We start from the raw sequence: 11,966 nt of genomic DNA on the forward strand, positions 1-11,966 counted from the left end.
TTGTGTAATAGCTATCCAGTTATTCCCTACCTGCCTGTTACAAGCTGCACATGTCAAGGGTCCGCTAATAAAATCCGTTTCTCTAGATACATTCTAACCATTTAATGCTAATTTTAAATAGATTTCAAGCGGCCCCTAGGCTTTAATGTACTATTCTGTAGTCAGTTAAAGCGAGCTCTCTTTCTTTTTGAGTTGAGCTATAATTTAAAAGCAATATTCAAATCTCAAAGGATTTGATTTTCGTTCTATGAGAATCAAAATTAACTTAAGAACTCGGAAAAATTCGTTTTTTTACTAAATTGAGTAAGGATAATGAATGATAAAGATAAGATTAATTTTTACTTAGTATCCGTTATTCTTTTAACGTCAGTTGCGATAGGTGCGCTTCTAAGCTCTTATTCAACAGCTCTTTATATAAGTAATTTTCCTCGTTCTAGTTTGCCTTATTATTTTATATTTTCTGGAGTTATTTCTGTATTAGTGATGTGGATTTTAATCCCAATTCTCGAAACGACAGATAAAAAACCCATACTTTTGACTCAGATTATTTCTATAATACTCGCCGCATTATATTTAATTCTTAGTTGGTGGCCATCCAAAATATTATCTTTAATCTATACCTTTTTATTTGTTGGTATAATACCTATTTACGCTGCAAACAGTTGGGATATTGCGGAGTCTGCTTTTGATATTCGTTTCTTTAAAAGGTTTACTAATAAATTTTTAGCAATAAACAGCATTGGTAGTGGTTGTATCAGTATTTTTTCTTATTTTGGAATTGATATCTGGGGGCAGGGTTTTTTAATTTATTTTTCTTTGTTCCTGATGATAGTTAATTGTTTGGCCATTACAAAAGTGAAGTTGGAGCAGACTACGACTTCGAAAAGCCGAACTGATTCTTTATCCTTGCGGATTTATCCTTTGTTCTTGATTCTAGCTGGTTTTATAGCTCTACTTAATCTCGTTGTGGTATTTGCAAATTATCAAATGATGTTTCGTTTAAGCGAAGCATTTGACATGACACAGATTACTAAATTTATGACGGTTTTCTATCTTGTCCTGAACTTCGGTGCGTTCTTCTCTCAGTATTATGCAAAACGCATTTTGGAGGGATTTGGCATCTCTGCATTATTTATATTCTCAACTGTAATTATATTCATTTTTCTTTTACCTACAATCGTTAATTCTAATCTATATAGCATTACTTTATTCAATGAAATTATCTGGATTGCTTACGCTGTTTTTATATCTTTAGGAAGTCAAGTTGCGCTAAATGCCTTGCCTCTTGGTTTAAAGAATAAAGGACAAATCTTTATCAATGCCATTACCGTTAACCTTGCTCGGATTGTTGCTTCATTTATCTTGCTATTTTTTGTTTATCGCTATGCATTTTATCCTTATATGATATTAGCGATACTGGCGCTTAGTATTATGCTTATATTGTCTTGTAAAATTAAGAAATTTTATGGTGAAACCTTGCTTGCGAGTATCAAGGGGAAAAGTTTTTATTTACCTGTCTTAGAGGAAGAACATGACTATCATTTTTTAAAAGGTCAAGTCAACTCTTTGTTAAAGAGTGAAGATCCAATAAAAATTAAATTGGGTTTGTCCATTTTAAGAGGGTCGAAAGACAAAGGAATGGACAAAAATCTACTTAATCTTTTTGACAATCCAGATCCATTAATACGTATCGAAGCTTATAAGGCCTCAAGTGATTTTAAAAAACTATATCTCGCTCAATTAACCCAACAATTACAAAAAGAAACAGATCCAGAAGCTACCTGGCAACTTCTCTATTTAATTTTCCAGAAATCTCCTCATAGTATAATGGAAAAATTGGATGAATACTTACACTCTTCTAATTCGGCCTATCAAGCAATTGCTACTATTGCTGCAATTAAATATGGTGAGTTTTCTCAAGTTCGTGATGCGATAGAAACTCTAGAAAAAATGACCAACTCAAAGGATGAGGATGAGAAATTCTTCGCAGTGATAGCCTTGAGTGAGGTGAGTGTCGGTAATCCAGTGGACTTACTAGAGAAACTCATCAATGATAAAAATTATAAAGTAGCAAAACAAGCAATTAAAGCGACTCACAATATGCAAGATAGGCGAATTGCCCACCTATTAATTAAGAAATTAAGTCAATCCAACATTTGTCATGATGCGATGCAATCTCTATTGAAAATCAAAATCGATGTGGCTCCTTTAATTTTTCGCTCCAGTTTAAAAATTAATGTTCACCGTTACAAACCTTTAATTAGAGTGCTTTGTAATTTGAATAGCTTGACTACAGAAAAAAGTCTGAGTCGTTTGATATCAAAGGCACCCTTCTTACTCTCAATAGAACTAGCTAAGCAAATCGCATTAAGAGCGACTAAATTCGAGCTATCGGAACCATTTAAGAAGAATATTTTGTCACATATTGATGAGATTATTGCTGAGTTAAATACGTTTAATTTTCTTTTGCAACAGCAAACAAATGCAGATAAAAAAAATGAGCTTTTATTTCGCCGGCAATTAGCTGAGAAAAAATTAATATATTATCTAGTAGCAGTGATTAAACCGGAAAAAATAATGGAAATTTATCCTAAACTTGAAGCGAAAAGTTTATCACAAGAAAAAAATACTGAGTATGAGATTGCTCTGGAGTATATAGATTGGTTGATTGATGATAGAAATTTAGCGAAAAAATTTTTTGCATCCATTGAGGATCAATTACAAGTCAGTAACCTAAGTTCATCACAATTGAAGTTAGATTGTTGGACTAAAAAAATCTTGGATCATGAATCTTCTGAGGGTAAAGCTATGGATACAGTCGACAAAGTTTTCGCGTTAAGAAAAGTTCCCATTTACGCACATATACCTGCTGAACTTCTTATGTCCATTGCTGAAGAATGTCAGTTTGTCGAATTTTCAAAAGGAGAAAAGCTAATTAAGATAGGCGATTATCCTGACAAAATTTATATGATTTTAAGCGGCAGCGTTGCTGTTATTCATAACGGAAAAATAGAGCGCTATGAAAAAGAAAATGATGTTGTTGGTTTATTCGTTTTGCTTTCTGGACGTAAGAGCCAGCTTGAGGTAGTAGTGAATGAGAGCTCAGCTATGCTTGAAATATCGCGAACGGTATTCGAACAGCTAACTAATGATTACCCAGAAATACTAAGAGAAATTGCTAAATACGTGGTTGGTATTTACATTGATGTTGTTGAAAGCCTTGGTCCAAACGAGTCAATATCTTAATAGGTCAGGACATCGATTTTCCTCTTATTATTTAATTACAATAGATTCCTTTTAAAGTGGGGATCTGAATACATTCACTTTTTTGTGGTGAGGAAAAAAATAAATTTGATTGTTTTAATTCTGAGTTTGTTTTTTTCCAGTGTGTGGAATTGTAATTTGTTGTTTTTCCTACATTAGAATCAACACAAGATTGGTCAGATTTTTTTTCTGTGTTTATTCGCATTTTTACCGACAAAGTTGATAAAAAATAAATAATTCCTCCGGTGAGGGCGACTGTGCCTATAATGGCGCGATTGATAGGTTTGACGGAAGGAATTTTTAGGGGGGATAAAAAGATAATGAAACTAATTGTCAGCATTATATATTTATAAATATTTAAACCCGATTTGACTCCTTGACAGAAAATAAAAATATCTTTTTTCAGGAAAGAATTATCAAGACCTTTTTCTTGTTCTCTTAGTTTATGATCTAAATAATATAAAAGCCTGAGGTATTCATCTGATAATAAAGGATTGTCAGCTTCCCGGTAAATTTCCTGTTCTAACTCGGATAATCGAGTTATTAAACCATTAATTTCTTTTTCTAATAGAGCAAACTCAATCTTTTTTTGCGAAATTTTTAATTTATTTTGTAAATTAATTTCATCATAAATTCGGATGGTTAGTGTAGCGATTAAATAAACGAGACAAAAAATGGTGATAAAAGTTAAGGCATGTGGCGTTAGCATTCCAAGTGCTAAAACACCGATATAGGGATTAATACCATCGATTAAACCGCATAATACAGAAGAGAGGAATGATAGCGTTTTAAGTTGAGTCGAGGACTTTTGTATTTGGCTTCGGATGAGTTCAATTTCTTCTAGAGATAATTCAGATAAACTACGGATTTCAGCTAGCAAGTTTTTATTGTTGTCATGGAGTTCATTTTGATGATTTGTTTTGTAACGAAACCAAATACGGTTCAGTATTGATAAAATGCCTATCAACAGTCCTAGAGGCATAATAAGATGACGAATGTCGGCAAGATCAAGTAAAAAAATTAATGTGAGGGTGCTAGTTACTCCGCGTAAAGCATTGCGTAAACTTTTTAAGGAATCGCGGAGATAGGGCCATAGGGTCGTAATCAAGCGCTTTAAAGCGTTTTTATCTTGTTTGTCAAAATGAGTCGCTAGTAGTGCGAAACTAATTAGACTCGCAGCAGTTACTATTCCAATTGCTATACCAGCGGGCGAACTCAGCCATTCATGCATTTCATGGACTGATATCTCGCTATTTGTAAATAATAGGTCAAAACAGTACCTAATCATGGCAAAAGATAGCCTGTAACTATCTAGGCCGATATAAAGAGAATAAAGATAAATATATTTGTGATGCTTTTTTGTTTTTGGAAGCATTTAGCGTAGAGTGATCACAAAATAAAGTATAGTGGACTATACTGAGGCAGATAGTAATAATCAATAACAAATTTGGCTTAAAATTTAAGGGAATCGTCGAAATTAATTGACTGATTCACACTAGGCTCTTAAGGCCTCTGCATGAGAGATATCTATCTCTGGCCAAATTTCCCCACGACAGGTTTCGATTATCTTATCTAACTCTTCTTTGATAAAATTACCAGTCTCTTTATAGAGGCCATGTAACTTTTTTTCTCCGTCTGAAAGCACATTTAACAAAGCTGTCAGATTATCTCCTAGTCCATATTTGTTTAATTTGTCCAACTTATCCTGTATTTCTTTGGCTAAAATTTCTGAATCCGTAGAGAAAAATGGTGGTATTTTAATAGGACAAACGGTGGATAAAATTTTATGAACAGATTTCCAAAATTCAGTTCTTTTTTGATAGGCCGAGAAACGTTGGGCCATGGTCTGAGCAAGGGTCAATTCACCAAAACCAGGGGATGATAAGCGATTTATAGAGGAAATCAATTTCTTATAGGTATAAGGAGGATTTGAAAGTATATGGAGTGATCTTGTATGCTGATACTCGGGATAGTTGTCCTTTTTTAACTGTTTTAATATTAATGGCATCTCTCTAAAGATTATTTTAGCTTGTCTAAGTTTTTCGTAGGTAGGGATACTAGAATCCTTTTTTAAATCCTTGAGCTTCTCATAAATCTCCTTTAGATAAGTTATTTGAGTTGTATGAAGAGAACGATTGTAACGCGCGTTTTCACCAAACAAAGTCATTGCTTCATCAATAAATTGCTCAGGACCAACACTTAATTTTCTTAATTGGCGCGCCATATAACTTCTTGGCTCACTCTGCGATAAGAAAGTAGATGAAGAAGAAATCGCTTTCTGTAAAATTTGAGTTGCGGTTTCTCGAGAGTTACTGGCTTTAGCTTGTTTAAGCCCCTCCTGTAATATACTGATAACCACTCTCGTTTCTAACGTATTTTCATTGCGATGATGAACATGATAATTAATTATCGATAAGATAGAGTGTTGTAGAAAACTAAAATCATCGCTTACTAAAGTCTCTCCTAATCTTGGGTAGGGAAAGAGTAGTTTCTTGCGAGGTTCTGGTATTTTGTCGTCTTTAATTCCACAACTTTTACAAAATACATGATAGAATTTCGGGTAGTTTGTTTTTAAATTATCAAGTTCGGACTTTACTAGTTCATCGTTTTCATTATTTTGGGAATTATTGTTAAAAAACCAATCAGACAAGTTGGGGTAGAGTTTTTCAAATAACTCCCAATGCTCTTGATTAACAAATAGTTCTAAATTTTGGACATATTTTCTATGCTCAATTAAAACTCGTCTTACATTGAGCTCAGTACCTTTAGAGTAAAACCACCAGTGCTTTTGCATTTCAACATATTCTGTAAAACGTTCTTTATCAGTTAGCACCTTTGCCTCACATTCGGTGTAATCTGTCCAGCTATGCATGACCTTGTAATTAGGCACTGGCGCATCGGCTGGTAAACTGCCTGTTTCTTTGGTGAATCGAAAAAAATCATCATGCAGTAATCGGGGTACATGGTTTGTATTTTCATCTTCTGTTAGATACATGGCCTTACCATGCCAACCTGGATAAACTTTTGTCGACATTTGGGTTTTTCGAGCATTAGAAACGACATATCTATCTCTATCCTGAGGGTCAAAGCCAGGTTTGTATTCATGTAACATGGTTGCCGATTCAAATTTTGCGACATTAGGTGGGATAGTATAAGAGCTTGGATCTTCGGATCGTCCGGGTCCTGCAACATGCTCGATTAGAAACATATTCACATTGACATCGGGATACATGCTGTATAATAGATGAGCAAGCCTCATGCATGTATCAGCACCACGACTATAACCATGTAAATTAATGGCCTCAGGAGCGTTGCCATTTTTATTTATGTAATGTTCAATGTAAAGAATGGCCTCTAACAATAATTCATCCATGCCTTCACCTGCAAGGCAGCCTTGCATCTGATGCATGAGATCTCTAACTTTTTGGAGTGTTTTTCCTGCTATCAGGATTTTTTGATCGGTTTCTGGATTATAAAAGTATAATCCTGGAGTAGGGTTCTTTTCCCCTTCTTCTGCATTCGCAGCCACTGAACCTACACCATCGAATAATCGAGCAGGTGTTTTTTCCTCTGATACTTTATTATAAAAATGAGTTAAAGCATCTTGATAACAGCTTCTATGACAGGCTGTACCTAAAAAGAAAAAGCTGACTACATTATTTGGCATAGTTCATAACATTGTTTTTTGCCTTAATATTAATGATACATCATGAACATTAATGTTATATTATGTTCAAAAACAAAGCTAATAAATATCTGGCACTAACTTTATTTATAGTTTAAGTAAAAGAATCCCAGGGCAAATGATAAAAAAATGACTTAATTTTGTGCATTATTGTTTTTTTTCACTACAATTAAACCAAATGAGAATGAGTAGTTAAAATCAAGGTAATGGATTATCGATGATTAAATTATTATTCATTTGGGCCTCTTTAATGTCCTCCCTGTGCCTAGCACAGGGGCGTGAAATTGCAATTACTATTGACGATCTACCGCTTGTGGCTTCAAAAATGAATACAATGAATGATCAACTTCTTGCCATGGAGCGTTTTGCCCGTATTGTAGAAGCATTCACACTGTATAAAGTTCCTGCCACCGGTTTTGTGATTGCTGGGTCTATTGCAAAAGGACAGTGGGTTTTTTTAGATCAATTTCGCCACGCTGGCCTCACACTCGGTAATCATACTTATTCACACTATAATCTCAATGAAATAAGCGCCGAGAAATACATTGCGGATATTGATCGCGCTGACAAAATCCTGGCACCAGTTATTTCAGAGCCTAAATATTTTCGTTATCCCTATCTCGCCGAAGGTAGTCCGGCTACCCGGGAAAAAGTCAGTGCTTACCTTAATGAGCACAATTATCTTATTGCGCCTGTCACCATCAATAGCCGAGATTATGATTTCAATGCCTTAATTTATAAAGTTCCACTTCATTTGCGCGAAAAATATATTAAAGGAATCGAGCCTTTCTATTTAATTTTTATTTGGCAGCAAACTTTGCAAGCAGAAAAAAGAGCACAAGAGGAAGGACATGGAACAAGGCAAATACTATTGCTTCATGCCAATCTAATAAATAGCTATCTATTAAAAGATGTTTTGGAGCTGTATCAACGAAATGGATATAAATTTATTAGCTTGAAGGAGGCCTTGGAAGATCCGGCTCCATTACTTACTGTACCTACCCTGGAAGAAAAGAGAAAAATGAAGTTGGAAAATAATCCCACACTTCATAATCCACATTACAGATTGATACAAAATAGATATTAATCAAATATAGGTTGGCCCCACTTAGCCTACTCTCAGGTGGATCCCCCGTGGCGTAACCATTTTACTTGTCAACTGGAGCAAGTTCAGTTTTATTTTGCCTTTTTAACACGAGAACAAAAGGTTCTTCATCGCTTCCATCAATTGCAGGGCTTAATAATTTGACTCGTACCAATGCGCGAATGGTTTTATTCTCCGTTGAACAAGTTTTTTGACCATAAGCGCGACTGCAGTTTGCCACCTGATGAACGGTATCGATTGGACTATCATCAAGAGCAATAAGTCTTTTGGTATCTATGTCGATGAGCTCAAGAGAAAGATGAGTTAGTTTCCATTCGGTATTATCTTGAAAATACCCTACACGACGCTCATGAACTAAGGTTATCTTATCACCAATGTCTAAAATGGTTTGATATTCTTGATTGGGGTGTTCGAGAGTCAATTGGCTTTCAATCAAATCATGACGCTGCTCAAACGCGTTTTCCATATTAAGATAACCCCAGCCATAGGTTCGGTTCCATTCAGAGCCCATGACTTGAAAATGACCATTTGGAAAGTTCTTATTGGAAGGATCTGGGTTTCCACTATCTGTCCAAGCATCAGCACTATTAATAAGCAATGCTTTAATGGCCATTGGATTGTGGATTCCTGCATCCTGGAGCAATAAAGCGGATGCACCGACATGAGGAGCAGCAGCGCTAGTGCCTCCCATTAAGCGATAACCATCGCGGTAGTCCATCGCAGGTGAATAATGCAGACTATAGACTTGAGGGTCGGGGGCACAAGTTCTTGTGTCGTGCCCGGGTGCAGTGAGATCGGGCTTGCGTCTGCCTGAGGGGGTAGGTCCGCGGCTGCTTGTTGAGCGAATAGTATGTTTAGAGCGATCGGCAGTTTTATAGGTTAGACCATTTTCTGTCACTAGGGTATTCATATTAGCTACAGTCAGAGCATTGTAATTATCCCCAGGAACTGTCAGCGTAGAAGCAAAAGAACTCATTAGAGTAGGTGCTATGTAACCTGCATTTCCAGCTGATTTAACCCATAAGATTTTTCCATGATTAACGACGTAATCGATAACTTTCGCAAGCCCGCTCCATTCCGGGCAAAAAGGACAAGCGAGATTACCATTTCCCATACTGTAGTTAATAATCGTGGGTTTTATCTCAGCAGATCCCAACATCCAATCAAGTGTAGTCAATGTCATCATAATATTTTCAGGATCGGCTGTTTCTTCGCCCGATAAGCCTGAAACAATCGTGGAAACGCCATAAGCAACACCGCGATAGACCTTATCTGTACTTGCATAAATACAAGCTACACCCGTGCCATGCGCAGTCCGAACGCCGTTATAAAAATCACGATTCTGCGGATCTCTCTCCACGTGTACAACTAACTTTTTATTAGCCAGTGCAGGATGATTAGGATCCACACCATCATCGATTAAGCCAATCACTCCCTTGCTACCGGTGTAACCATGAGCCCACCAATTCTTTACATCAGGATAAAATGAGGAAGGGGATAATTTTAATGCTTGCGTGGAAATTTCTAACTCTTTCGTGCCTCCTTTAATTGAGGAAACCTGCGCAGGTGCTTCGTAGTTAGCAATTTTACTTAAAATTTTCATCTCAGCAGGAATTGTAATTGCCACTGCAGGCATAAATCCTAACTCTTGAATTTGTACTTCTGGAAGCTCGCTCAGTTCATCTAAGAAGGCTTTTTTTTCTGAAAAGGAATGCAAAAAAATGATAAGCGACAGCGTAGGAGCTGAGGCTTCTTTGAGTTTCAATTTTTCTGTTTTCTTAATACTTTCTAGGACATCCCTATCAATAAGGGCTTTCCCAAAAACGATTGCAGTAAAAGAAAATAAAAAAATGCTTAAGAATAGTTTTCTCATTTAATATAGAAAGGAAGTTATGCTCTTATAGTTGTAAATTAAACTAACTCAGTTTTTATGCTAATTCAATTATACAGATAAGTACTTCTTTATAGAAAACATATTCAAAATAAGATTATATTTTATTAAATCCATAAAACCTTACTATAAAAAACATTATACATTGGGTTCTTGATCTTATACTGCGTGATTAAGGATAGTTAAAACTTAAGAAATACTGAGATGCTGATAGTTGAGGAAAGGTTGGGCTAGAGCCCTGAGGTATCGTCGCTTTTTTTGAATAATATTTAGAGGCAAATCCAGTGTTTTACTGAACCGTTCAGCCTGAGGAGGAGCGTCAGCGACGTCTCGAAGGCCTTGTCCTGAGGCTCTCGAAGGGCCTGTCCTGAGGCACTCGAAGGTGCTTTGCACCAAAAGGCTTCGAGACAGCGCTATGCGCACCCGAGCATCCTGAGGCTCTTGAAGGACTCAGCCCGAACGGATCAAGCTACTGATTGGAGCAACACCTATTTTTGTTCAAAAAAAAACTGACGATACCTCAGGCTTGAGCCCAACCTAGAAATTATGAAAGTTTGCATAAACTAACGTTTTGAAAGTTTGGATAAAAGTAAACCAGATAAAATAACTCCAACTCCTATTGCGATAAGCAAGCTAGGAATTGGCTCATCATGGATTTTATGAGCCATCTTATGAGTCTTATCTATTACCTGATCTCCAAATTCATCCAGTGCATCCTTCCCTTCGGCATAAAGATGACTGCCCAATTTCTTTGTTTTACCAAGAAAATCATCAGTGTGTTCTTTTCCAATGTTCATTTTGCTTTCCTTTTAGTTTGGAGGCTGCGTGATTGGCTGATCGCATGGTTTTACTCATTGCCTCTTTGGACTGATCCATCCCTTGTTTGATGCTTTTCATCGCCTGGTCGGAGTTTGAAAGCCAATTTTTTTCTAATATTTCTGTTGCTTCTTGAAAATATTCCAGCATTTTATGCCCGTTATGAACCAACATTTTAAGGCTTTTATCAAATAGGTCTTGAGGATTTCTTAAACTAGACCACTCTTCCGGTTTAATAAAAGATAGGTTCTTTATCGTTTTCATATTCAGTTCCATTAATTCAGGAACTGGACCTTGCATTCGATGAAGCGAGTCTTTCATATTCTTTAATAGTTCAGGTTGCATGGCACTCTCCTTATGCTAAGTTGAAATAAAGCATAGTTCTTGAATCGTTTTTAGTCAAATTGATCAATAGAGATGCGGTTAAAATACATCCAGAATGGAAGCTTTATGAATTGAGTGGGGCTTTATAAGAAAGATAGAAGGGAGGGCCCTTCTATCTTTTTGTAGAAATTGATAATCGATTATGCGAGTCCCATTTCTTTTTGAACTGCTTGAGCTTTTTGGAGATGCGCCATAACATGACTACGAGTAACTTCCAACTGTTTAACAAGCATTGGGTTAGCCGTTACTTTGATTAAGCCGTTGAGTAAAGCGACTGCCTCGGCATGACTTTTCACCATTGCTGACATATACACTCTATCAAACGTCATTCCATTGGCGTGTCTTAGAGCAGTTAACACTCTCTTGCCCTGGTGTTGTAGTTTTATAGCTACTGGGCCATTCTTAGGCATTACACCCATTCGTTGGCTTAGACTTTGAATTTCTTGTAAATTTTGACTATGTTGTTTATACATCCAGTCTGCGAATCGTCTAACAGCCATGTTAGTGGCTTTACTTTGCGCGACTGTTGCCATAGCAATTTCATTTTGATCAAGTGTAGCTACAGCACCTAAAATCTTTGCATCAGTGTCAGCTTGCGCAGCAGTTAGAGGAGTTGCAGGAACAGTGGTAGTATTGCTAAGTGGTGTACAGGCAGGTAACGCAATAACAGTACCTAATAGTAAAGACATCACTAATTTTAATTTCATCGTATATCCTTATTGAGTTTGGGGAGAGAAAATCAGCATACAATATTTGTAAATAAAAAAATACTAGGATAATCATAGAAATAAATAAATTATTAGCTGAGTTAGCTAGTGGTT

8 protein-coding genes are annotated in these 11,966 nt (G+C 36.3%); 2 read left to right on the forward strand and 6 right to left on the reverse strand.

Annotated features, from left to right (window positions below; all coding sequences use genetic code 11):
- Positions 1–312 precede the first annotated feature (312 nt).
- Positions 313–3,246: a cyclic nucleotide-binding domain-containing protein gene (locus Ldro_RS05580; RefSeq protein WP_058495420.1), complete on the forward strand. Its 2,934-nt coding sequence runs from the start codon at positions 313–315 to the stop codon at positions 3,244–3,246.
- Between the two features lie 31 nt (positions 3,247–3,277).
- Here the strand turns inward: Ldro_RS05580 and Ldro_RS05585 are convergent, their stop codons facing one another.
- Both Ldro_RS05585 and Ldro_RS05590 read right to left on the reverse strand, forming a co-directional pair.
- Positions 3,278–4,552, reverse strand: a complete 1,275-nt coding sequence (locus Ldro_RS05585) for a hypothetical protein (protein WP_131764342.1) — start codon at positions 4,550–4,552, stop codon at positions 3,278–3,280.
- A gap of 207 nt (positions 4,553–4,759) precedes the next feature.
- The gene (locus tag Ldro_RS05590) at positions 4,760–6,931 is read right to left on the reverse strand and encodes a DUF5621 domain-containing protein (RefSeq protein WP_058495422.1); all 2,172 of its coding nucleotides are present in this window, start codon (positions 6,929–6,931) and stop codon (positions 4,760–4,762) included.
- Positions 6,932–7,166: 235 nt separating this feature from the next.
- Between Ldro_RS05590 and Ldro_RS05595 the strand changes: the two genes are divergently transcribed.
- Positions 7,167–8,036 carry a polysaccharide deacetylase family protein gene (locus Ldro_RS05595; protein WP_058495423.1) on the forward strand — a complete coding sequence of 290 codons (870 nt, stop codon included), beginning with the start codon at positions 7,167–7,169 and terminating at the stop codon, positions 8,034–8,036.
- 61 nt (positions 8,037–8,097) lie between these two features.
- Here the strand turns inward: Ldro_RS05595 and Ldro_RS05600 are convergent, their stop codons facing one another.
- The 4 genes from Ldro_RS05600 to Ldro_RS05615 all read right to left on the reverse strand — a co-directional run bounded on the left by Ldro_RS05600 (position 8,098) and on the right by Ldro_RS05615 (position 11,852).
- On the reverse strand, positions 8,098–9,927 hold the full coding sequence (locus Ldro_RS05600) for a S8 family peptidase (RefSeq protein WP_058495424.1): 1,830 nt from the start codon (positions 9,925–9,927) through the stop codon (positions 8,098–8,100).
- A 581-nt stretch (positions 9,928–10,508) separates the two neighbouring features.
- Complete coding sequence (locus Ldro_RS05605; RefSeq protein ID WP_058495425.1) at positions 10,509–10,742, reverse strand: hypothetical protein; 234 nt, start codon at positions 10,740–10,742, stop codon at positions 10,509–10,511.
- A complete protein-coding gene (locus tag Ldro_RS05610; RefSeq protein ID WP_058495426.1) occupies positions 10,717–11,106 on the reverse strand; it encodes a hypothetical protein in 390 nt (129 codons plus the stop codon). The genes Ldro_RS05605 and Ldro_RS05610 overlap by 26 nt, the downstream gene beginning before the upstream one ends.
- A 179-nt stretch (positions 11,107–11,285) precedes the next feature.
- Positions 11,286–11,852 carry a DUF4142 domain-containing protein gene (locus Ldro_RS05615; RefSeq protein ID WP_058495427.1) on the reverse strand — a complete coding sequence of 189 codons (567 nt, stop codon included), beginning with the start codon at positions 11,850–11,852 and terminating at the stop codon, positions 11,286–11,288.
- Positions 11,853–11,966: the final 114 nt, after the last annotated feature.

The sequence above is a fragment of the Legionella drozanskii LLAP-1 genome (assembly GCF_001467585.1).
Taxonomy (GTDB): Bacteria; Pseudomonadota; Gammaproteobacteria; order Legionellales; family Legionellaceae; genus Tatlockia; species Tatlockia drozanskii.

What these genes read in the sequence shown, in the direction of transcription:
- Ldro_RS05580 (WP_058495420.1), top strand. Translation starts at nt 313, where the DNA reads ATGAATGATAAAGATAAGATTAATTTTTACTTAGTATCCGTTATTCTT.
- Ldro_RS05585 (WP_131764342.1), bottom strand. Translation starts at nt 4,552, where the DNA reads ATGATTAGGTACTGTTTTGACCTATTATTTACAAATAGCGAGATATCA.
- Ldro_RS05590 (WP_058495422.1), bottom strand. Translation starts at nt 6,931, where the DNA reads ATGCCAAATAATGTAGTCAGCTTTTTCTTTTTAGGTACAGCCTGTCAT.
- Ldro_RS05595 (WP_058495423.1), top strand. Translation starts at nt 7,167, where the DNA reads ATGATTAAATTATTATTCATTTGGGCCTCTTTAATGTCCTCCCTGTGC.
- Ldro_RS05600 (WP_058495424.1), bottom strand. Translation starts at nt 9,927, where the DNA reads ATGAGAAAACTATTCTTAAGCATTTTTTTATTTTCTTTTACTGCAATC.
- Ldro_RS05605 (WP_058495425.1), bottom strand. Translation starts at nt 10,742, where the DNA reads ATGAACATTGGAAAAGAACACACTGATGATTTTCTTGGTAAAACAAAG.
- Ldro_RS05610 (WP_058495426.1), bottom strand. Translation starts at nt 11,106, where the DNA reads ATGCAACCTGAACTATTAAAGAATATGAAAGACTCGCTTCATCGAATG.
- Ldro_RS05615 (WP_058495427.1), bottom strand. Translation starts at nt 11,852, where the DNA reads ATGAAATTAAAATTAGTGATGTCTTTACTATTAGGTACTGTTATTGCG.